Genomic DNA, 20,057 nt, shown 5'->3' with positions numbered 1-20,057 from the left:
TTACTGCGTTCCCGAATAGGTAATCAAAAAACTCAACGGACCATAGATCTTCACTTCGGTCCGGTATTCGAAGCCGATCGAGCGAATACGCCCGGTTTCGTCCTCGTTCACGTCCAGATCCTCGCCGCGGATCGAACTGATATTGTCGATCTGGGCCTGCTTGTCGAAGTTGGCCGCTACGTCCTTGCGGTTGCTCGATCGGTCCTTGGCGTAGCTGGTCGCCCGCTTGACCGAGAAATATTCCAGCATGCTGGGAATCGACTTCAATGCCGGCAACGCAATCGCCAACACCAGCGCCACCACCACAAGCATCGATCCCAACGAAAATCCGCGTGATTTATGAATCACAAATACGCGGACTTTCCCCCTTTTACCCAAATCCATCTGACCCATCGCGCTGCCCTCTATATTGAGTGTTTTGCGCTGCGTAGTGCCGTGAACGGCTTATTTGAACGACCCTACGCGCCCGAAATTGCCCAGATTCATCCAGATCATGAAGGCTTTGCCGACGATATTCTTGTCGGGCACGAAGCCCCAGTATCGGGAATCCAGGCTGTTGTCACGGTTATCCCCCATGACGAAATAGTGACCGTCCGGCACTTTACATGTCAGTCCCTGCTGATTGTAAGTGCAGTTCTCGCGGAACGGAAAATCCGGATCGGCGCCGGCCACGAAGGCAGGCCGGTCCGTGTCGTTCAGAATGCCATGTTCGGGGCCGCCCGGCAGCTTTTCGGTGAAATGCTTCGAATATGCCAGACGCTCCTCGTCGAGATAGTCGGGCAGTGCGCTGTATTCGGCCGGCTTGCCATTGATGGTCAGTTTCTTGTTTTCGTAACGCACCACGTCGCCCGGCACGCCGATCACGCGCTTGATGTAGTCAAGCGACTCGTCCTTCGGATAGCGGAACACCATGACATCGCCGCGTTGCGGCTCGCCCACGTCGACGATTTTCTTGTTCACCACCGGCAGGCGAATACCGTAGTCGTACTTGTTCACCAGGATGAAGTCGCCGATCAGCAGCGTGGGAATCATCGACCCGGACGGGATCTTGAACGGCTCCACGACAAACGACCGCAGTACGAATACCGCCAGGATCACCGGGAAGAAACTCGCCGAATATTCGAGCCACCACGGCTGGCGCATTTTCTCTTCGGCCAGCTTCGCGCGCGAGCGGTCCAGCTCCGTGCCGGCCGGCACGGCCTGCATGTGCTGGCGCTGGGCGTCGAATTCGGCCAGCGCCAGTTGCGTCACGCTGCGGCGTTGACGCTCGAATACGAGCTTGTCCGCGACCCAGGCAATGCCCGTAATGACCACCAGCACAAAAAGGATCAGTGCGAAATTCATGACGGCTTGGAGTGATGTCGATTTTGTTGGTATCGCCGGCTTGCTATCGCCAGGGCGCAGGGACTTACTTTTCGTCCACCTGCAGAATCGCCAGGAATGCCTCCTGCGGGATTTCCACGGTGCCCACCTGCTTCATGCGCTTCTTGCCCGCCTTCTGCTTTTCGAGCAGCTTCTTTTTCCGCGAAATATCGCCGCCGTAGCACTTTGCCAGCACGTTCTTGCGCAGCGCCTTGACGTTTTCGCGCGCGATGATATTCGCGCCGATCGCGGCCTGGATGGCCACGTCGTACATCTGGCGCGGAATGATTTCGCGCATCTTGGCGGCCACCTCGCGTCCGCGATATTGCGAATTCGAGCGGTGAACGATCACCGACAGCGCGTCCACCTTGTCGCCGTTGATCAGGATATCCACCTTGACCACGTCCGACGGACGATATTCCTTGAACTCGTAATCCATCGACGCGTAACCGCGCGACACCGATTTCAGGCGGTCGAAGAAATCCATGACGATTTCCGCCATCGGAATTTCATACGTGAGCTGCACCTGCTTGCCGTGATAGCTCATGTTGATCTGCGAGCCGCGCTTCTGCGTGCACAGCGTGATCACCGAGCCCACATAATCCTGGGGCATATACAGGTTCACCGTGACAATCGGCTCCAGGATTGCCTCGATCTTGCTCGGATCGGGCATCTTGGCCGGATTCTCGACGGTGACCATCGTGCCGTCGCGCTGCTGCACCTGGTAGACCACGGTCGGCGCGGTCGTGATCAGGTCCATGTCGAATTCGCGTTCCAGGCGCTCCTGCACGATTTCCATGTGCAGCAGGCCCAGGAAGCCGCAGCGGAAGCCGAAGCCCAGCGCCTGGGACACTTCCGGCTCGAATTGCAGCGATGCGTCGTTCAGGCGCAGCTTTTCCAGCGATTCGCGCAGCGCCTCGTACTGGTTGGCTTCCACCGGATACAGGCCGGCGAACACCTGCGGCTTGACTTCCTTGAAGCCGGGCAGCGGCTCGGGGGCACGCTTGGCCAGGGTGGTGATCGTATCGCCCACCTTGGCAGCCTTCAGTTCCTTGATGCCGGCGATCACAAAGCCCACTTCGCCGGCAGTCAGCGCGTCGCGCTGGACCGACTTCGGCGAAAACACGCCCACCTGTTCCACCAGATGCTGCGAGCCCGTAGCCATCAGCAGCACCTTGTCCTTGGGACGCAGCGTGCCGTTGACCACGCGCACCAGCATCACGACGCCGACGTAGTTATCGAACCACGAATCGATGATCAGGGCCTGCAGCGGCGCGTCGGCATCGCCGTTGGGCGGCGGCACCTTGGCGATCAGCGCCTCGATCACGTCTTCCACGCCCTGCCCGGTCTTGGCCGAGCACGGCGTGGCGTCGCTGGCGTCGATGCCGATGACTTCCTCGATTTCCTGCTTGGCGTTGTCCGGATCGGCCTGCGGCAGGTCGATCTTGTTGAGCACCGGCACCACTTCCACACCGAGTTCGATGGCGGTGTAGCAGTTGGCCACGGTCTGCGCTTCCACGCCCTGCGACGCATCCACGACCAGCAGCGCGCCTTCGCAGGCCGACAGCGACCGGCTGACTTCGTAGCTGAAGTCCACGTGTCCCGGGGTGTCGATCAGGTTCAGGTTGTAGACCTTGCCGTCGCGCGCCTTGTAGCTCAGCGCCGCGGTCTGGGCCTTGATGGTGATGCCGCGCTCTTTCTCGATGTCCATCGAATCGAGCACCTGCGCTTCCATTTCCCGATCCGACAGCCCACCGCAGCGCTGAATGATCCGGTCGGCCAGGGTGGATTTGCCGTGGTCGATGTGGGCAATGATCGAGAAATTACGAATATGGTCCATCTAGTGATCTGGAAAACGCCAGCGCGGCCCGGCATACCAGGACGGTGCGGGCGCGGCAAAAAGTGGGGCGCACGGTTTTGCGCCAATCCGCGATTTTACCGGATTTTCAAGGACTTCCGTCGCGCGAAATGCCTTTGCGCGCCGGGAATCCGGGCAGTTCGGCATGCCGGATCCTGCACCTTGCCAGAAAACGATCGCGCCGGAGGGCATCCGGCGCGATCAGTCGACCGTCAGTTGGCCATCAGTTGACCTTCAGTTGACCTTCAGGCGGCCTTCGGGCGGCCCTGATGGCCATGCAACGGCTTAGCGGCTCTGGCTCGGACGCAGGGTCAGCACCTGGGTGGCATCGCCGCGCCGCACGAACACCGCGGCCATGCGGTTCTTGTCCAGCGACTTGACCAGATCGTTGAACTGACGCGCCCCCGTCACATCCGTGTCGCCCAGTCGCAGAATGATGTCGCCGGGGCGGATACCGGCACGCGCCGCCGGACCGTCCGCCGTATCCACTTCCACGCCGGACTTGACCTTGAGCTCGCGCAGGCGCGCTTCGGGGATGTCGTTGACGACCAGGCCCAGCGCATTGGGCTTGGCTGCCGGCTGGTCTTCACCGCCGCTATTGCCCTTCCGGTCGCCCTTGCGTGCCGCAACCTTGGCATTGTCGGGTTCCAGCTCCGCAACCATGATCTGCACCTCGCGGGTCTGGCCCTTGCGCCACACCTGCAACGGCACGCGCGTGCCCGGTTTGGTATCGCCAACCATGCGCGGCAGATCGGAGGCCTTTTCGATATCGCGACCGTTGAACTTCAGGATGATGTCGCCGGCCTCGATGCCCGCCTTTTCGGCCGGACCGCCCGGCTCGACGCTGCCCACCAACGCGCCCCGCGCCCGACCCAGGCCCAGCGAATCGGCCGCTTCCTTCGAAACGTCGCTGATCGCCACGGCAATACGGCCACGCGTGACCTTGCCGTTCGCCTTGAGCTGGTCCGTCACGCGCATCGCCTCGTCGATCGGAATCGCGAACGAAATGCCCATGTAGCCACCGCTGCGGCTGTAGATCTGCGAGTTGATGCCGATGACCTCGCCGCGCAGGTTGATCAGCGGGCCGCCCGAATTGCCGGGGTTCACCGCCACATCGGTCTGGATGAACGGCAGATAGTCGCCCGTATCACGGCCCTTGGCCGATACGATGCCGGCGGTCACGCTGTTGTCCAGGCCGAACGGCGAGCCGATGGCCAGCACCCATTCGCCGGGGCGAATCTTGTCGGAATCGCCCAGTGCCAGACGCGGCAGGCCCGTGGCTTCAATCTTGAGCAGCGCCACGTCGGTACGCTTGTCGGACCCGATCAGCTTGGCCTTGAATTCGCGCTTGTCGGGCAGCGTGACATAGATCGTCTCGGCGTCAGCCACCACGTGAGCGTTGGTCATCACGTAGCCATCCTGGCTGATGATAAACCCCGACCCCACGCCACGGCTCTGCTCCTCGCCCTGCGGCGGGGTCTGCGGCTGGCCACGGCGCGGCGGCGTCGGCTGGCCGGGCATCGGCACGCCGAAGAACCGACGGAAAAACTCCGCCATCTCGTCATCTTCGGGGGAATTGCCGCCCCGCGACCTGACCCGTTCGGTGGTGCGGATATTGACCACGGCCGGACTGGCCTTCTCGACGAGGTCAGTAAAGTCGGGCAGGTTGTAATTCGAGGCCGCCGCCTGGGCGTGGCCCACTTCGGAAACGGCCGGACCAAGCACGAGCATGGCCACCATGACCACGGCCCGCGCCAGGGCGGGGGAACTGGAAATCATCGACGAACTCCCGTGAGAATCTGCGAGAAACGGATGCTTCGCGGCAAGGCCAAGGCCGGGGCGCCTGCGAAGCGCACTGCCTGGTGGTCCGGCGCGGGATCTGCTGCCCCGTCGCCGCCACGCCGAGATTCGCTCAGTGTACCGCCTTGGGCGGGCGGTACTCCACGCCGGCCGCGAACTGCTTCACGGTTGCGGCAGGCACCTCGCCGACCACCGTGATCCAGTAGTCGGACACCCGTCGCACCACCACCTGGGTGGCGCCCAGTGAAGCCACGCCTTCGCGGCGGGCGCGTTGTTCGGACACCGGCTCGATAAACACCGACAGTCCGGTCAGGCCGTCGCTGTAGACGACCTGCAGCACTTCGAAGACGCCGGCGGGCTTGGCACCCTGGGTCGGCGCACGCAGCTCGCCGAGCGGGCGGCGCACCTCGCGGATCTTCTGGAAGCCTTTGATCGGGGCGTTGATCGTCCACCCCTCGTCGGCGATATTGGCCGGCTGATAGCTAACTTCGTAGTGATTCCACGAATTCGCGCCCTTGATCGCGTTCAGGATGCGCTGCTTGTCGGACGGCACGCCAATGTCGACTTGCGAGAACGCCACCTGTTCGAGCACCTTGCCGCCCTCGCCGATCGTCTGCGCGCGCATCAGCAGCCCGGAATTCTTGTCCGCCCATAGACGCACCGCATAGCGCGCCGCATCGTGCGGCTCCAGCGCGAAGACTTCGCACTCGACGCCCGCCACGCGTTCGGCGGGCAGCTTGCGCATGTCGTAGAGATCCAGCACATCACTCTTGTTCGTGGCGAGCAGCGCGGGGAAGCGGTCCTTCGCTTCCTGCTTCTCGATCACGACGAGCTTCGCTTCCGGGATCAGGCTGTGGACTACGTCGTTCTGGCGCAGTACCTCGCGCGGCTTGCCGTCGAGCGTTTCCAGCCGTTCGTACTCGTTGTTGGCGAGGTCGCTGTAGTGCTGGATACGCGAGGCATGCATGACGCTGCCGCGCTGATAGATCAGCGTGCCGACGTAGTTTTCGCGCTGCGCGGCGCGATGGATCTTGTTGAGCCACGCGGTGGCATCGCGTCGACTCAGCGCGCTGTCAGACGGCTGCGCGGTGGCTGCGGCAGCGGTCAGACACAAGGCCAGAAAAAAGGACCTGCGCAGGCCCTTCTTTCCGTGTACGCCCGCGATATCGGCGAGCGACCGTCCTCTATGCATGTCCGGCATTATTCCTGCGAATTATCCTGGGAGAAGTTGGCACCGTTGGCCACTGTACGCATGGTCGGCACAAAGGCGTCCGTGGCTACAGACGTGCGGTGCGCACGCAGGTACTCGTCGAGACGCGGATCGCGGATCATCTGCGCGTTGTCGGCAGACACGGTCACGATGCCCCCCGCTGCGGGCGCGATCGAGGCAGCCGCCTTCATCGCGCTACCCGGCTGCTGTTCCACGCGCGCCACGATGGCATCCGGCGCGCCGGCATCGCCCGGCCCGCGCATCTGCGGCACGACCACCCAGCTGACGGCCGCGACGGCGGCGGCAATTGCGGTGCCGGGCATGACGCGGCGCACCCACGACGGACGCACCAGCAGGCGCTGACGGCCCGCGGCGGCCACGGCCGGCACGAGCACGTGCGGCTCGGATTCGAGTTGCGCGGAGAAGCGGGAAAGAAAATCGGAGGTCGACCCCGCGTGCGTCAGTTCTTCCGAACGCAGCGTGTCACCGATCAGTTGATACATCGACCATTCGGCCATCCCGGTCTCGCCCTTGGCGATATCCAGTGCCGCGTCGATTTCGTGCGCCTGCAGCTCGCCATCCATCAGGATCGAGATCTGCTCCGCTGCTTCCATTACATGAACCGACTGCTTATGAGCCTGACCCATTTCCAACCCCAAGAAATTCCATTGAACACCGATAAATCCCGTCACTACCGCTTGTCGTTTATCGATGCAGGAATAGGCTGCAACGCTGGCTGCACGACATTCTCACTTACCATCGCTTGCCCTCTGCCGTTCCCAGCAGGGGCCGCAATTTTTCTGCGATCGCTTCGCGCGCCCGGAAAATCCGCGAGCGCACCGTACCGATCGGACACCCCATTGCCTCCGCGATCTCCTCATAACTGAGGCCTTCGATCTCGCGCAGCGTGATGGCGGTGCGTAATTCTTCCGGCAATGCTTCCATGGCGCGGTTCACCGTATCGGCAACCTGGCGCGTGTGAAGCATGGACTCCGGCGTATTGATATCCCTTAGTTGCTCACCATCCGCAAAAGTTTCAGCCTCTTCGGCATCGATATCGCTGGACGCTTCCGGACGGCGCCCCTGGGTTGCCAGGTAGTTCTTGGCGGTGTTCACCGCGATCCGATACAGCCAGGTGTAGAAGGCGGATTCCCCCCGGAACTGGGGCAAGGCGCGATATGCCTTGATAAAGGCATCCTGCGCCACATCCTCCACTTCTGCGGGGTCACGGACAAGGCGCGAGATCAGGCGAATGATCTTGCGGTGGTACTTGACCACCAGCAGTTCAAAGGCCTTCTTGTCGCCCTGCTGGACGCGTTCAACTAGAAGCTGATCGGCTTCGCGTTCGCTCACGAATGGTTCACCTGCTGCAGTGTATCTCTTGGTTTTGTCGTCACGACAAGCGTTGTATTTTACCTACGATCCGTGCGCCCTCCGGCGTCGCAAAGCGCATTCTGTGACCGTGGCTTCGCAATTTGGTTCCTTGACCGGCACACTTCGGTTGCACCGTGTGCAACCCGGCGGCGCTGCGGCGGGACGATCGGGAGAATACTCGGAAGAAGCCGGGGCGCGCCGTGCTGCTGGCGGGGCCCCGGCGACGCGCCACGGACGGGCGCGTCATACGGCTCAGAGACGGCGGAAAACCAGCGTGCCGTTGGTGCCGCCAAAGCCGAAGTTGTTCTTCACGGCCACATCGATCTTCATTTCACGTGCCGTGTTGGCCACGTAGTCCAGGTCGCACTCGGGGTCCTGGTTGAGGATGTTGATGGTCGGCGGCGAGATCTGGTGATGGATCGCCAGCACGGTGAAGACCGATTCCAGCCCGCCGGCACCGCCCAGCAAATGGCCAGTCATCGACTTGGTCGAGTTGACGGCAACCTTGTAGGCTGCGTCGCCGAGGGCCAGCTTGATGGCGTCCGACTCGTTCTTGTCGCCAAGCGGCGTCGACGTGCCATGGGCATTGAGGTAGTTGACCTCGTCCGGGTTCACACCGGCGTCCTTGAGCGCGGCGACCATGCAGCGGCGCGGGCCATCGGTGTTCGGCGCGGTCATGTGGTACGCGTCGCCGCTCATGCCGAAGCCCACCAGCTCGGCGTAGATGCGCGCACCGCGCGCCTTGGCCGATTCGTACTCTTCCAGCACCATCACGCCGGCGCCTTCGCCCAGCACGAAGCCGTCGCGATCCTTGTCCCACGGACGCGAAGCGGCGGCAGGGTCATCATTGCGGGTCGACAGCGCGCGGGCCGCGGCAAAACCGCCGATGCCCAGCGGCGACACCGTCGATTCGGCACCGCCGGCAACCATCACATCGGCGTCGCCAGCCTGGATCAGGCGGGCGGCCAGGCCGATGCTGTGCAGGCCGGTGGTGCAGGCCGTCACGGCGGCCAGGTTCGGCCCCTTCAGGCCGTGGATGATCGACAGGTGACCCGAGATCATGTTGATGATCGAGCCCGGCACGAAGAACGGCGAGATGCGGCGCGGGCCACGGTTGGCCAGCGTCATCTGCGTGTCTTCGATCATCGGCAGGCCGCCGATGCCGGAACCGACCAGCACGCCCACGCGCTCGGCATTGGCGTCGGTGATTTCCAGGCCGCTGTCCTTCAGCGCCTGGGTACCGGCGGCGATGCCGAAATGGATAAACGTATCCATGTTGCGGGCTTCCTTGGCCGGGATGTATTCCTCGGCGTTGAAGCCCTTCACTTCGCCGGCGAAATGCACAGCCAGGGCGGAGTGATCGAATTTGGTAATGGTGGCGATGCCGGACTTGCCGGCAACCAGGTTGGCCCAGCCTTCGGCAACCGTGTTTCCGACCGGAGACACAAGGCCAAGCCCAGTGACGACGACGCGACGACGGCTCACTATATTTTCCTACGAGTGCGTGAAGTGGAATCGGATGACTTCAGGATCCCGCCGCGCCTGCCGACAAACCTGGCATGGGGCGCACTGCTTGGGATCGATCCGGTTCAGCTTCTTCGAACAGACGAAAGCCACAGAAAACGGCATGACAGGACCGTGACGGCCCCGTCCATGCGCCTTCTGTGGCTCGGAATATGATGACGACGGCTTAGGCCTTGACGTGCGCGGTGGCGTAGTCGATGGCTTGTTGCACGGTCGTGATCTTTTCGGCTTCCTCATCCGGAATTTCCATGCCGAATTCATCTTCCAACGCCATCACGAGTTCCACCGTGTCCAGCGAGTCCGCACCGAGATCATTCACGAACGACGATTCGTTCTTGATGTCTGCCTCGGCCACGCCAAGCTGTTCAGCCACGATTTTCTTGACGCGTTGTTCGATATTGTCCATGTAACCCTCCAGGGAATGTTCGACAAAAAGTGGGCGCATTTTAGCAGGTTTGGACCACAAAAAATCCGCCTGCCAAGCTTTGCAAGATTCGCGCCCGATTGGTTTGAAAAACTACTGCTTCAACCGGCTTCTTTCGGCTTCTCCCTCGAAACCGAAGCCGGTCCAAATCCTTAGTTCATGTACATGCCACCGTTCACGTGCAGCGTAGTGCCCGTGATGTAGGCGGCCTGCGGACCCGCCAGGAATGCCACCGCATTGGCGATGTCTTCCGGCTGGCCCAGACGGCCCAGCGGAATGCGCGTCTTGAGGGCAGCATGCTGCTCTTCCGACAACACCTTCGTCATGTCCGTATCGATGAAGCCCGGCGCGACGCAGTTCACCGTGACGTTGCGGCTGCCGATCTCGGCGGCCAGCGCGCGGGTCATGCCTTCCACGCCGGCCTTGGCCGCCGCGTAGTTCATCTGGCCCGGGTTGCCCGTCGAGCCCACCACCGACGTGATGTTGATGATACGGCCGCCACGGGCCTTCATCATCGGGCGCAGCACGGCACGCGCCAGGCGGAACACCGCCGTCAGGTTCGTGTCGATGACGGCCGTCCAGTCGTCGTCCTTCATGCGCATGGCCAGCTGGTCCTGCGTGATGCCCGCGTTGTTCACCAGCACTGCCAGGCCGCCGTGGGTCTTCACGATCTCGTCGATCACGGCGTCGCAGCGCGCGGCGTCGTTCACGTTCAGCACCACGCCGTTGCCCTTCAGCCCTTCGGCCGACAGGTATTCGCTGATGCCGGCCGCGCCCGATTCGCTCGTGGCCGTACCGATCACGGTGGCGCCCTGGCGTGCGAGTTCCAGCGCGATGGCCCGGCCGATGCCGCGCGAGGCACCGGTTACCAGCGCGACCTGATTTTCCAGAGTCTTGCTCATGTTGCGTTCGTTCCTTGCTCTTATTTCAGCAGCGCCAGCGTTTCCTGCAGCGACGCCGGATCAAAGATTGCACCACCGACGAGGTTGCCGTCGATGCGTTTGGTCATGCCGGCCAGAACTTTGCCCGGACCGCATTCGATCACATGGGTCACGCCTTCGGCAGCCATCTTCTGCACGCACTCGACCCAGCGCACCGGCGCGGCGGCCTGGCGCACCAGCGCGTCCTTGATCTGCGCCGGATCGTTGACGATGGCCACGTCGACGTTGTTCACCAGCGGAATCGCCGGCGCCGAAAACGCCAGCCCGGCCATGCGCTCGCGCAGGCGGTCCGACGCAGGCTTGAGCAGCGACGAGTGGAACGGCGCCGAAACCGGCAGCGGCAGCGCGCGCTTGGCACCCTTGGCCTTGGCGATTTCGCAGGCCTTTTCCACTGCGCCCTTGTTGCCGGCGATCACCACCTGTGCCGGGGCGTTGAAGTTCACGGCCTCCACCACACCGGCACCCGCCGCTGCCGCTTCGGCGCACGCCGCACGCACGTCGTCATCGGACAGGCCGAGGATGGCGGCCATGCCGCCCTCGCCCACCGGCACGGCTTCCTGCATGGCCTGCGCGCGGAAACGCACCAGCGGCACGGCGTCCGCGAACGGAATCACCCCCGCGGCCACCAGCGCCGAATATTCGCCAAGGCTGTGGCCCGCCACCAGGGCAGGCGCCGGACCGCCGGCATCGAGCCAGGCGCGGTACACGGCCACCGCCGCCGTCAGCATCACGGGCTGCGTGTTGGTCGTCAGGTTCAGGTCTTCCGCGGGGCCTTCGGCAATCAGCTTGCCGATGTCCTGGCCCAGCGCGGTCGAGGCTTCCTCGAGCGTGGCACGCACCACGGGGTTGTCGGCAAACGCGTTCAGCATGCCAACCGACTGCGAACCCTGTCCGGGAAAAACGAATGCGAATTTCATCGGAAATCCAGTCTAGCTATACAACGTTTCAACGTTTCGAACGGTGCGGCACGCCGCACCGGCCGCATGTTACATGCGCAGCAGCACCGCACCCCAGGTGAAGCCGCCGCCCACGCCTTCCATCAGCACGGTCTGGCCGGGCTTGATGCGGCCGTCGCGCACGGCGACGTCCAGCGCCAGCGGAATCGATGCGGCCGACGTGTTGCCGTGCTCGTGCACCGTGGCCACCATGCGCTCGGCCGGCAGGCCCAGCTTCTTGGCCGTGCCTTGCATGATGCGGATATTGGCCTGGTGCGGAATCAGCCAGTCGATCTCGTCGGCCTGCATTTCAGCCGCGGCGATGGCCTCGCGCGCCACCTTGTCCAGCACGGTCACGGCCAGCTTGAACACGGCCTGGCCGTCCATGTGCAGGAAGGCATTGCCGGTGATGGCACCGCCCGACACATTGCCCGGCACGCACAGGATGTCCACGTGGTTGCCGTCCGAATGCATGGCCGACGACAGGATGCCCGGCTCGTCCGCGGCGCTCAGCACCACGGCGCCCGCGCCATCGCCGAACAGCACGCAGGTGGTGCGGTCATTGAAGTCGAGGATGCGCGAGAACACTTCGGAACCGATCACGAGCACGTTCTTGTGCGAGCCGCTGCGGATGAACTTGTCAGCCGTCGACATCGCATAGACAAAGCCCGAGCACACGGCCTGCAGATCGAACGCCGCGCAGTGATTGGTGATGCCGAGCTTCTGCTGCACCAGGCAGGCGGTGCTCGGGAACACGAAATCGGGGGTCGACGTGGCGACGATGATCAGGTCGATGTCCTGGCGGTCGATACCGGCGGCGGCAATCGCCTGCTCGGCAGCCTTGACGGCCAGGTCGCTCGACGTGACGTCGGGCTCGGCCCAGTGGCGCGCCGAAATGCCGCTGCGCGAGACGATCCACTCGTCGCTGGTCTCGATACCCTTTTCGGCAAGCTGCACGGCGAGGTCGTGATTCGTGACGCGCCGCGGGGGCAGATAGCTCCCCGTGCCGATGATTTTTGCGTACTTGGTCATGAGTATGTCGGATCGTGGTGCTCACCGGCCCGCCCAGGCCAGGCCTTCGGGCGGAGTGTCGGGCTACCCGCCCGTGACGGGCGCGCGGCCTCAGGCGGCACGGGTATCGGAATGTGGGTCCGGCGAGTCTGTCTCCGGGCCGCCGGTCGCGGCGCCAGCGGCACCGGACTTGTTGGCAAAGGCCTTGGCAATGCGCTCGATGACGCCATTTCTGGCCGCATCATACCCGCGTTTGATCGCCCACTCAAAAGAATGGGCATCGGCCGAACCATGGCTCTTGATCACCAGCCCGCGCAGCCCCAGCAACGAAGCGCCGTTGTAGCGGGCGGGGTCGAGCCGGCGCGCCAGGCGCGACAGCACCGGCATCGCCACGGCGGCCAGCAGCTTGGTGAACCACGAGCGCGTGAACTCTTCCTTGATCATGCTGCCGATCATCTTGGCCAGGCCTTCGGTGCTCTTGAGCGCCACGTTGCCGACGAAGCCGTCGCAAACGACGATGTCGGTCGTGCCCTTGAAGATGTCGTTGCCTTCCACGTTGCCGTAGAAGTTGAGCTCGGAAGCGCGCAACAGCTCGCCGGCGGCCTTGACCACCTCGTTGCCCTTGATCACTTCCTCGCCAATATTGAGCAGGCCCACCGTCGGGTGGTCCTTGTGATCCACCACCGCCACCATGGCCTCGGCCATGCGCGCGAACTGCAGCAGGTGCTCGGGCTCGCAGTCCGCGTTGGCACCGAGGTCGAGCACCGTGGTGCCCCAGCCTTGTTCGTTGGGAATCGTGGTGGCGATGGCCGGCCGCTCGATGCCTTCGAGCGTCTTCAGCACATAGCGTGAAACCGCCATCAACGCGCCGGTATTGCCAGCGGAAATACAGGCGCCAGCCTTGCCTTCCTTGACTTGCGTCACGGCAACACGCATCGAAGAGTCTTTCTTCTTGCGCAGCGCCACTTCCACCGGGTCATCCATGGTGATGACTTCGGTCGCGGGCACGATGGTCACGCGCGGATGATCGCTTGCATGCAGCTTTTTCAGCTGCGCGCCGATGGCGTCGGGCAGGCCGACGAGGATCATCTCGGCGTCGTCGTGACGGGAAAGAAAACTGATCGCTGCCGGCACCGTCACGGAGACTCCGTGATCGCCGCCCATGCAGTCGATAGCGAGCTTGATCGTCATTGTTTCCTGATACGGAAAGCGCGCCGGCACCCGCCGCATCGGTTCGCGGGGACGCAACCAGCCGGACGCGCGGATACGCTGTCGTGCGGGCGCCGAGCGCCCAACAAAAAAGCGGCAACGAGCTTGCCGCTTTCCTGTTTTACACCTGACAACGTGCGCGAGCGAGACACAGGGTCACGCCAGACGACCTGGTCAGTCGTTCTTGGTCTTGATGACCTTGCGACCACGGTAGTAGCCGTTCGGGCTGACGTGGTGGCGCAGGTGGGTTTCGCCCGTGGTCGGCTCAACGGCCAGGGGGGCGACCGACAGATGGTCGTGCGAACGGTGCATGCCGCGCTTGGACGGCGACTTCTTGTTCTGTTGAACAGCCATGATGACTCCTTCGAGAATTTTGCGATATTAACACACGCATCCTGCGCAAGGCGTAGCCGGGGCCCGGCCGGATGCTTGACCTGCTACCGTGAAGACCTGCCAGGCCGCGCTCCGCGCGGCGTCAGTGCTTGGTCTTCAGGCCGGCCAGCGCCGCAAAGGGCGATGGCCGCTTTTCTTCCGCGGGTGGCGCCTCGGGCTCCACCTCGCCGTCTGCCCCGGTCACGAGCGACTCGTGTACCGTTGGACAGACTTCATGCTTGGGTGCCGAAGGCAATGCCAGCAGCACTTCATCTTCAATCAGTTCCAGCGCCGAAAACTTCTTCGAGCCGACGATCACGTCGATCTCGTCGTCATCCATCGACGCCTCGTCGGCAGCCGCTTCGCTGGCCACCACTTCGAAACGCATCTTCGTTGCGATCGGCTCGGGGTAGACCCCCAGGCAACGCTGGCAGTTCAGCCAGACACGACCATTGACCGTCACGTCGACAAACAGGCGCTGCGACACCGCCGCACCGGGTTCCGCCGCCTCTTCGCGCACAAAGCCGCTCAAGGTGTACGAGAACACTTCGTCCGCGGCGGACGCTGGCGCATCGGCAGCCGTCTCGGCTAAGATGCGCGGCAAATCGCGCACCGGCACCTCTCCCGCCACATTGCCGCCTTTGCGGCAGAAGACGAAGAGATCGGTTTCACGCAGATCGAAGGCCACGGCGGACGCCGCTGGCTGGGTCGGCTGACTCATACAGGCTGAATCGCAATAAATGCCTTGTTTGCCACACGTTGCAGGCAACGCATGTGCCTGTGCAGCTAAACGCGCGATTATACGTGGTATTTCCCGGAACGGTCAAAGTATACAAGCCGAAAACCGTTCCTCACCGTTTTCTGGCGCCATTCCTATATGTCTTCCGACTCCCGTCCTGCGCTGATCCTCGGGTCGAGCTCTCCGTACCGCCGCGAACTGCTGGCGCGCCTGCGGATTCCGTTCGAGGTGGCCACCCCCGATATCGATGAAACGCCCCTGCCCGGCGAGCGCCCCGACGCCACGGCACTGCGCCTGGCGCGCCTGAAGGCCGAAGCGATCGCGGCACGCCATCCCGGCGCGCTGGTGATCGGCGCCGACCAGGTCTGCACGCTCGACGACCTGCAGATCGGCAAACCCGGTACGCACGACAAGGCGCTGGCCCAGTTGCAGCGGATGCGTGGCCGGACCGTCACTTTCCATTCGGCCCTGTGCCTGCTGGACAGCCGTACCGGCGTGGCGCAGCTGGCCGACGTGCAGACGCTGGTCACGTTCCGCAACCTGGGCGATGCAGAACTGGATGCGTATCTGCGCGCCGAAACGCCCTACGACTGCGCCGGCAGCGCCAAGGCGGAAGGCCTGGGCATCGCCCTGCTGTCACGCGTGGAATCGGACGACCCTACCGCGCTGATCGGCCTGCCGCTGGTGGCACTGACCGGCATGCTGCGCCAGGCCGGCTACCCCTTCTTTGGAGCCTGAACCATGGCCGGCACACTATTCCTGATTCCCAACACGCTCGGCAAGCGCGACGAATCCGATCCGGTGATGGATGTGATTCCCGCCGGCGTGCAGCAGATCGCGGCGCGCCTTGACTATCTGGTGGCCGAGAACGCCAAGACGGCACGCGCCTTTCTGAAGAAGCTGGCGGAGACCGCACCGCTGGCGCACGCCATCCAGCAGATCGAGATCCGCGAACTGAACGTCAATACCAAGGCCAGTGCGCTCGATGCCTTGCTCGACCCCATCGCGGGCGGGCGCGACGGCGGCCTGCTGTCCGAAGCGGGCGTGCCCGCCGTGGCCGATCCGGGCGCCGATCTGGTGCGGCTGGCCCACACGCGCGGCATCACGGTGCGCCCGCTGGTCGGCCCCAGTTCGATCCTGCTGGCGGTGATGGGTTCGGGCCTGAACGGCCAGAGCTTCGCGTTCAACGGCTACCTGCCCGTGGACGCCGACGAGCGCGCAAAGAAGTTGCGCGACCTGGAACAGCGGTCGCGCAAGGCACAGCAAACCCAGGTCTGGATCGAGACCCCGTACCGCAACGGCGCGCTGCTCGACGCGCTGCGCCAGCATTGCTCGGGCACCACGCTGCTGTCGATCGCCGTGGACCTGACGCTGCCAACGGAGACCATCGTCACGCTGCCGATTTCCGCCTGGCGGCCGGATCGCCTCGAACTCCACAAGCGTCCGGCGATCTTTTCGCTGCTGGCGCAGTAGCCGGCACCTGCCACTCATAGATACGGGACTTCGTTAACTAGCAGGGGCGGCAGGAACCTGCTGCCCCTCCCTGCTGCCTCCCATCCGGAAGAGGACCGGAAACACGCCAGTTTCCAGACGGTCAGCGCACGGCCGGCGCCGAAGTGTTCATCAGCATCATCTTCATCGCCGCGGAACCCACGGCCGCGCCAAACCGCTTGGCCACGCGCTCGGCGATATTCTCCTTGACCGTGTAGTCGACGATGTCTTCGGCCTTGAACAGGTCGCGCGCCACGTAGTCGGCGCTGCCCAGGCCATCGGCCAGGCCCAGTTCCACAGCGCGCTCGCCCGACCAGAACAGGCCCGAGAACAGGTCGGGATCGCTCTTGAGCCGGTCGCCCCGACCTTGCTTGACCACGTCGATGAACTGCTGGTGGATCTGCTTGAGCATGGACTCGGCGAACGCCTTCTGGCGCGGCACCTCGGGCGAGAACGGATCGAGCATGCCCTTGTTGGCACCGGACGTGTACAGCCGGCGCTGGACGCCGAGCTTGTCCATCAGGCCCGTGAAGCCGAAACCGTCCATCAGCACGCCGATCGAGCCGACGATACTGGCCTTGTCGACATAGATCTTGTCGGCCGCCGCCGCCACGTAGTAGCCACCCGACGCGCAGATTTCCTCCACCACCACGTAGAACGGCTTGTCCGGATAGATCTTGCGCAGGCGATGGATCTCGTCGTTGATGATGCCGGCCTGCACCGGCGAACCGCCCGGCGAGTTGATCTTCAGGATCACGCCCGCGGCCGTGGTGTCGGCAAACGCGGCCTGCAGCGATGCATTGATCGATTCGGCGCTGGCCGGCGTACCGGCGGCGATCTCGCCCTCCAGCGTGACCATGGCCGTATGCCGACCGCTGGTGCTGGTCAGGCTCTCGCCCTTGAAATCGATCACGGCGAACAGGATCAGGACCAGGATGCCCAGGCCCACCAGCCGGAAGAAGATCTTCCAGCGGCGCGCCGCGCGTTGCTCGCGGAGGCTGGCCATCAGCACCTTTTCCAGCACGTCGCGTTCCCAGCCGCCGCTGGCGCCGCCGACTGGCGCGGTCGCCTTGCCGGCCATGCGCGCGCGGCGTTCGTCGGCCTCGCGCCGCGCGGCATCGTCGCCGGCCTTCAGATCGCGTTCCAGCGGATAGTCCGCATGCTGCGCCGTTTCCAGCGTTTCACTGGCGGGCGCGTGCTCGTCAGGACGCTGCTCAGGTTGACCCGGTTGTTCGGATGATGGCGGTTTTTGCTGTTCTGTCATGCAGATGGACTCAGGCGTCAAACGAAGACCCGGCTCCGCTCAGCTGGCGTCGGGCGCAAAAAAAGGGGCTTCGGGCTGCCAGAAGACAGCGCCGTCACGTTCCTCGATGCGGAGCTTGGCCAGCGCGGCGCCCCGGCAAGGGCCGCCCACGCACAGGCCGGTGTCTGGCGCGTAAGTCGCGCCATGTGTCGCACACATCAAGTATAGGCCTGCACTATCGAAAAACTGGCCTTCCTGCCAGTCGAGCTCCATGGGCACATGGGCGCACTGGTTCAGGTAGCCGTAGGCCACGCCGTCGTAGCGGACGGCGAACGCGCCGATCTCACGCGACGCCACGCGAACGGTGAATCGCACTCCCGTGCCGCCATCGGTCAGCTCGGCCGCCGAGCACAGACGGCGTGGCGTCAGGCTGTCATCAGGCATGAGCGAGCAGCCACTGCTGCAGATCGGCAATCGACGTGGCGCAATGGACCGGCAACATCGCACGCAGCGAATCGGCCGGATGTGCACCATAGCACACACCTAAGCCCTGCGCGCCCGCGTTCATGGCCATCTGCAGATCGTGCGTGGTATCGCCGATCATGACCGTGCGCCCGATGTCCTGGCCCAGTTCGCGTGTGAGTTCATGCAGCATGGCCGGGTGCGGCTTCGAGAAGGTCTCGTCCGCGCAACGCGTGGCATCGAACAGCTTGCCCAGGCCAGTGCTGGCCAGCGCACGTTCCAGGCCCACCCGCGTCTTGCCGGTGGCCACGCCCAGGAAATAGTGCTCGGCGTGCAGCGCCTCCAGCATCTCGCGCACGCCCGGGAACAGCACGAGATCGGCGTCGCGGGTGAGGAAGTGATAGCGATATCGCTCGGCCAGCCGGGGGTAGTCGGCCGGATCGAGCGTGGGCACGGCGTAGGACAGCGCGTCCTTGAGGCCCAGCCCGATCACGTGGCTGGCGGCGCTGTCGTCGGGCACCGGCAAGCCCAGGTCGCGGCTGGCCAGCTGAATGCACTTGGCGATGGTCGGGGTGGAATCCATCAGGGTTCCATCCCAGTCGAAAACGATCAGGTCAAATCGCTGCCTGGCCATTGCGGTCCTTGGTCGATGCGGAAAGTGTTGCAGATATGAGGGTGGCGCGTGCGCCAGGCGTTACGACGGCGTGCCAGTCGGGGTCAATTGTTGCAAAAAATCGACACATTCGGGTGGCAACGGCGCCGACACGGTGAGGGGCTCACCGGTATTCGGGTGCAGGAACGTCAGCTTGTGGGCGTGCAGGAACATCCGTTTGATCCCGGGCGTCGCGCCACTCCGCGAAAGTGCCTTGTTGAGCGCAAAATCGCCGTACTTTTCGTCGCCGACAATAGGAAAGCCCGTGGACTGCAGATGCACGCGGATCTGGTGCGTGCGGCCGGTCTTCAGTTCTGCCTCCAGCAGCGTGTAGCCCTCGAATGCCTTCACGCGATTGAAGACGGTATGGGACGCCAGGCCATCGGCCTGTACCCGCACGCGGCGCTCGCCATCGGGCGTGCTGTACTTATATAGCGGCAGCTTCACGTGCTGGCGCGCATTGGGAAATTCCCCGGCCACGCAGGCGAAGTAACGCTTGTCCATGTCGCTGCCGCGAATCTGCTCATGCAGGTGCACCAGGGCCGACCGCTTCTTGGCCAGCACCAGAATGCCGGAGGTTTCGCGATCCAATCGATGCACCAGTTCCAGGAATTTGGCCTCGGGCCGCGCCTGGCGCAACTGCTCGATCACGCCGAACGCCACGCCGGACCCGCCGTGGACGGCCACGCCGGCCGGCTTGTCGATCACCAAAAGGTGCGTGTCCTCGAACAGGACCGGAAACTCGCCGGCCGGCACGAAAGTGCCTTCGGCGGCTTTTTCCGCGATCCGAATTGGCGGGATACGGACGACATCGCCCAGCTTCAGCCGGTAAGTCGCATCGATCCGGCCCTTGTTGACGCGCACCTCGCCCGAGCGCAAGACCCGGTAGATGTGGCTCTTGGGCACCCCCTTGGCAACCTTCAGCAGGAAGTTGTCGATGCGCTGGCCTTCGGCGCTCTCGTCGATCGTGACATACGCCACCTGGAGGCCGCTTGCGCGGGAGCGCGGCTCCGTTTCAATTTGATGGCGTAACTCATTCATTTTCAATATAATTTCCCGGCCGTACCCGGCCAAATGCCGGGAATGTGCGACCTGTGTAAGCGATGTTTGGCGCGAACCCCAACCGGAATGCCTGCCATTTTTGCGGCAAACCGGAACGGAATATGCAGGGCATCCAGGCAGTTGTCTTGGGTAGTCCCACCAGTATCCGCGCGAGATCTCGCATTTTACACTTCGGGTTGCCGCCAGCCCGGCCCGTCTCCCGCATGTTGCGTACCCCGCAAGGCGCCAGACAGGCAAATGGTGGCAATCAGCAGCACGCACGCGCCGCGCCGGCGCGCAGGAAGTCGCCCAGAGGCGGCTTCGGCAACCAGCCGGCCGACACGTGGAAACAGAGTGTTCAGGTAGAAAAGAATTCAATGCGGGTGCCAGCCAAGGGCATCCGCATCGG

General features: G+C 63.7%; 21 protein-coding genes. 2 read left to right on the top strand and 19 right to left on the bottom strand.

Going from position 1 to position 20,057, the window contains the following annotated elements; genetic code table 11:
- The 15 genes from AC24R4_RS22255 to AC24R4_RS22185 all read right to left on the bottom strand — a co-directional run bounded on the left by AC24R4_RS22255 (position 1) and on the right by AC24R4_RS22185 (position 14,741).
- Positions 1-312, bottom strand: a complete 312-nt coding sequence (locus tag AC24R4_RS22255) for a DUF4845 domain-containing protein (protein WP_400393659.1) — start codon at positions 310-312, stop codon at positions 1-3.
- Between the two features lie 132 nt (positions 313-444).
- Positions 445-1,344 carry a signal peptidase I gene (gene lepB / locus AC24R4_RS22250; RefSeq protein WP_400393646.1) on the bottom strand — a complete coding sequence of 300 codons (900 nt, stop codon included), beginning with the start codon at positions 1,342-1,344 and terminating at the stop codon, positions 445-447.
- 64 nt (positions 1,345-1,408) lie between these two features.
- Positions 1,409-3,202, bottom strand: coding sequence for a translation elongation factor 4 (gene lepA, locus AC24R4_RS22245; RefSeq protein ID WP_400393644.1), 1,794 nt, complete (start codon positions 3,200-3,202; stop codon positions 1,409-1,411).
- 303 nt (positions 3,203-3,505) lie between these two features.
- The gene (locus AC24R4_RS22240; protein ID WP_487523624.1) at positions 3,506-4,999 is read right to left on the bottom strand and encodes a DegQ family serine endoprotease; all 1,494 of its coding nucleotides are present in this window, start codon (positions 4,997-4,999) and stop codon (positions 3,506-3,508) included.
- A 133-nt stretch (positions 5,000-5,132) separates the two neighbouring features.
- Positions 5,133-6,212, bottom strand: a complete 1,080-nt coding sequence (locus tag AC24R4_RS22235; protein WP_487523623.1) for a MucB/RseB C-terminal domain-containing protein — start codon at positions 6,210-6,212, stop codon at positions 5,133-5,135.
- Between the two features lie 8 nt (positions 6,213-6,220).
- A complete protein-coding gene (locus tag AC24R4_RS22230; RefSeq protein ID WP_153945708.1) occupies positions 6,221-6,877 on the bottom strand; it encodes a sigma-E factor negative regulatory protein in 657 nt (218 codons plus the stop codon).
- A gap of 106 nt (positions 6,878-6,983) precedes the next feature.
- Positions 6,984-7,583, bottom strand: a complete 600-nt coding sequence (gene rpoE, locus AC24R4_RS22225; RefSeq protein ID WP_092594264.1) for an RNA polymerase sigma factor RpoE — start codon at positions 7,581-7,583, stop codon at positions 6,984-6,986.
- Positions 7,584-7,856: 273 nt separating this feature from the next.
- Complete coding sequence (gene fabF, locus AC24R4_RS22220; RefSeq protein WP_400393877.1) at positions 7,857-9,089, bottom strand: beta-ketoacyl-ACP synthase II; 1,233 nt, start codon at positions 9,087-9,089, stop codon at positions 7,857-7,859.
- Between the two features lie 205 nt (positions 9,090-9,294).
- Positions 9,295-9,534 (bottom strand): acyl carrier protein, encoded by a 240-nt coding sequence (acpP, locus tag AC24R4_RS22215; RefSeq protein WP_008644813.1) that lies wholly within the window; start codon positions 9,532-9,534, stop codon positions 9,295-9,297.
- Between the two features lie 170 nt (positions 9,535-9,704).
- On the bottom strand, positions 9,705-10,454 hold the full coding sequence (fabG, locus tag AC24R4_RS22210) for a 3-oxoacyl-ACP reductase FabG (protein WP_066730987.1): 750 nt from the start codon (positions 10,452-10,454) through the stop codon (positions 9,705-9,707).
- Positions 10,455-10,474: 20 nt separating this feature from the next.
- A complete protein-coding gene (gene fabD, locus AC24R4_RS22205; protein WP_153945419.1) occupies positions 10,475-11,410 on the bottom strand; it encodes an ACP S-malonyltransferase in 936 nt (311 codons plus the stop codon).
- Positions 11,411-11,479: 69 nt separating this feature from the next.
- On the bottom strand, positions 11,480-12,460 hold the full coding sequence (locus AC24R4_RS22200; protein WP_400393875.1) for a beta-ketoacyl-ACP synthase III: 981 nt from the start codon (positions 12,458-12,460) through the stop codon (positions 11,480-11,482).
- A 90-nt stretch (positions 12,461-12,550) separates the two neighbouring features.
- Positions 12,551-13,630 carry a phosphate acyltransferase PlsX gene (gene plsX / locus AC24R4_RS22195; protein ID WP_153945421.1) on the bottom strand — a complete coding sequence of 360 codons (1,080 nt, stop codon included), beginning with the start codon at positions 13,628-13,630 and terminating at the stop codon, positions 12,551-12,553.
- A gap of 192 nt (positions 13,631-13,822) precedes the next feature.
- On the bottom strand, positions 13,823-14,002 hold the full coding sequence (gene rpmF / locus AC24R4_RS22190) for a 50S ribosomal protein L32 (protein WP_008644820.1): 180 nt from the start codon (positions 14,000-14,002) through the stop codon (positions 13,823-13,825).
- 121 nt (positions 14,003-14,123) lie between these two features.
- Positions 14,124-14,741: a DUF177 domain-containing protein gene (locus tag AC24R4_RS22185; protein ID WP_487523622.1), complete on the bottom strand. Its 618-nt coding sequence runs from the start codon at positions 14,739-14,741 to the stop codon at positions 14,124-14,126.
- Between the two features lie 156 nt (positions 14,742-14,897).
- Here AC24R4_RS22185 and AC24R4_RS22180 point away from each other — a divergent pair, with 156 nt between their 5' ends.
- Both AC24R4_RS22180 and AC24R4_RS22175 read left to right on the top strand, forming a co-directional pair.
- The gene (locus AC24R4_RS22180; protein WP_400397081.1) at positions 14,898-15,497 is read left to right on the top strand and encodes a Maf-like protein; all 600 of its coding nucleotides are present in this window, start codon (positions 14,898-14,900) and stop codon (positions 15,495-15,497) included.
- A 3-nt stretch (positions 15,498-15,500) separates the two neighbouring features.
- On the top strand, positions 15,501-16,232 hold the full coding sequence (locus AC24R4_RS22175) for an SAM-dependent methyltransferase (protein ID WP_487523621.1): 732 nt from the start codon (positions 15,501-15,503) through the stop codon (positions 16,230-16,232).
- A 121-nt stretch (positions 16,233-16,353) separates the two neighbouring features.
- On the opposite strand, the gene AC24R4_RS22170 is transcribed toward AC24R4_RS22175, so the two are convergent.
- From AC24R4_RS22170 to AC24R4_RS22155, 4 genes are read right to left on the bottom strand one after another with little or no spacing between them, the layout of a single operon-like run.
- Positions 16,354-17,514 carry a S49 family peptidase gene (locus tag AC24R4_RS22170; RefSeq protein WP_400394532.1) on the bottom strand — a complete coding sequence of 387 codons (1,161 nt, stop codon included), beginning with the start codon at positions 17,512-17,514 and terminating at the stop codon, positions 16,354-16,356.
- A 39-nt stretch (positions 17,515-17,553) separates the two neighbouring features.
- Positions 17,554-17,937, bottom strand: a complete 384-nt coding sequence (locus tag AC24R4_RS22165; RefSeq protein ID WP_400394531.1) for a Rieske (2Fe-2S) protein — start codon at positions 17,935-17,937, stop codon at positions 17,554-17,556.
- Complete coding sequence (locus AC24R4_RS22160; protein WP_400394529.1) at positions 17,930-18,589, bottom strand: HAD-IA family hydrolase; 660 nt, start codon at positions 18,587-18,589, stop codon at positions 17,930-17,932. The genes AC24R4_RS22165 and AC24R4_RS22160 overlap by 8 nt, the downstream gene beginning before the upstream one ends.
- Positions 18,590-18,649: 60 nt before the next feature.
- Positions 18,650-19,648: an RluA family pseudouridine synthase gene (locus tag AC24R4_RS22155; RefSeq protein WP_400394534.1), complete on the bottom strand. Its 999-nt coding sequence runs from the start codon at positions 19,646-19,648 to the stop codon at positions 18,650-18,652.
- Positions 19,649-20,057 lie beyond the last annotated feature (409 nt).

Source organism: Cupriavidus sp. CER-90, from assembly GCF_057652055.1.
This window is presented reverse-complemented; position numbering and strand designations above follow the sequence as displayed.

Excerpts from the sequence above, each read along its gene's own strand:
- AC24R4_RS22255 (WP_400393659.1), bottom strand. The coding sequence starts at position 312 with ATGCTTGTGGTGGTGGCGCTGGTGTTGGCGATTGCGTTGCCGGCATTG.
- lepB (WP_400393646.1), bottom strand. The coding sequence starts at position 1,344 with ATGAATTTCGCACTGATCCTTTTTGTGCTGGTGGTCATTACGGGCATT.
- lepA (WP_400393644.1), bottom strand. The coding sequence starts at position 3,202 with ATGGACCATATTCGTAATTTCTCGATCATTGCCCACATCGACCACGGC.
- AC24R4_RS22240 (WP_487523624.1), bottom strand. The coding sequence starts at position 4,999 with ATGATTTCCAGTTCCCCCGCCCTGGCGCGGGCCGTGGTCATGGTGGCC.
- AC24R4_RS22235 (WP_487523623.1), bottom strand. The coding sequence starts at position 6,212 with ATGCATAGAGGACGGTCGCTCGCCGATATCGCGGGCGTACACGGAAAG.
- AC24R4_RS22230 (WP_153945708.1), bottom strand. The coding sequence starts at position 6,877 with ATGGGTCAGGCTCATAAGCAGTCGGTTCATGTAATGGAAGCAGCGGAG.
- acpP (WP_008644813.1), bottom strand. The coding sequence starts at position 9,534 with ATGGACAATATCGAACAACGCGTCAAGAAAATCGTGGCTGAACAGCTT.
- fabG (WP_066730987.1), bottom strand. The coding sequence starts at position 10,454 with ATGAGCAAGACTCTGGAAAATCAGGTCGCGCTGGTAACCGGTGCCTCG.
- fabD (WP_153945419.1), bottom strand. The coding sequence starts at position 11,410 with ATGAAATTCGCATTCGTTTTTCCCGGACAGGGTTCGCAGTCGGTTGGC.
- AC24R4_RS22200 (WP_400393875.1), bottom strand. The coding sequence starts at position 12,460 with ATGACCAAGTACGCAAAAATCATCGGCACGGGGAGCTATCTGCCCCCG.
- plsX (WP_153945421.1), bottom strand. The coding sequence starts at position 13,630 with ATGACGATCAAGCTCGCTATCGACTGCATGGGCGGCGATCACGGAGTC.
- rpmF (WP_008644820.1), bottom strand. The coding sequence starts at position 14,002 with ATGGCTGTTCAACAGAACAAGAAGTCGCCGTCCAAGCGCGGCATGCAC.
- AC24R4_RS22185 (WP_487523622.1), bottom strand. The coding sequence starts at position 14,741 with ATGAGTCAGCCGACCCAGCCAGCGGCGTCCGCCGTGGCCTTCGATCTG.
- AC24R4_RS22180 (WP_400397081.1), top strand. The coding sequence starts at position 14,898 with ATGTCTTCCGACTCCCGTCCTGCGCTGATCCTCGGGTCGAGCTCTCCG.
- AC24R4_RS22175 (WP_487523621.1), top strand. The coding sequence starts at position 15,501 with ATGGCCGGCACACTATTCCTGATTCCCAACACGCTCGGCAAGCGCGAC.
- AC24R4_RS22170 (WP_400394532.1), bottom strand. The coding sequence starts at position 17,514 with ATGACAGAACAGCAAAAACCGCCATCATCCGAACAACCGGGTCAACCT.
- AC24R4_RS22165 (WP_400394531.1), bottom strand. The coding sequence starts at position 17,937 with ATGCCTGATGACAGCCTGACGCCACGCCGTCTGTGCTCGGCGGCCGAG.
- AC24R4_RS22160 (WP_400394529.1), bottom strand. The coding sequence starts at position 18,589 with ATGGCCAGGCAGCGATTTGACCTGATCGTTTTCGACTGGGATGGAACC.
- AC24R4_RS22155 (WP_400394534.1), bottom strand. The coding sequence starts at position 19,648 with ATGAATGAGTTACGCCATCAAATTGAAACGGAGCCGCGCTCCCGCGCA.